Source organism: Streptomyces griseicoloratus, from assembly GCF_014534645.1.
GTDB lineage: Bacteria > Actinomycetota > Actinomycetes > Streptomycetales > Streptomycetaceae > Streptomyces > Streptomyces griseicoloratus.
This window is the reverse complement of record NZ_JACVQF010000149.1, coordinates 1-214: the sequence shown is the minus strand read 5'-3', so window position 1 is coordinate 214 and position 214 is coordinate 1. Positions and strand designations below refer to the sequence as shown.

The 214-nt window shown below is 69.6% G+C and carries 1 protein-coding gene; it reads right to left on the bottom strand.

The genetic code is table 11. The features are described from left to right. Window positions 1-214 (bottom strand): phosphopantetheine-binding protein (locus H0H10_RS04515; protein WP_188179494.1); only part of this gene is annotated, 214 nt, incomplete at both ends.

The following is a 214-nucleotide window of genomic DNA, read 5'->3' as shown; positions in this document are numbered from 1 at the left end:
CCGCCGAGTTCGAAGAAGTCGTCGTCCACACCGACCGACGGCACGCCGAGGACCTCCGCGAACACCTGACAGAGGATCTCCTCTTGCGCGGTCGCCGGTCCGCGCCCGGCACGCGAAGTCGCGGCTCCGTACGTGGGCACAGGGAGGGCCTTGCGGTCGAGCTTGCCGTTGGCGGTCAACGGCAGCGCGTCAAGGACCACCACCGCAGACGGCA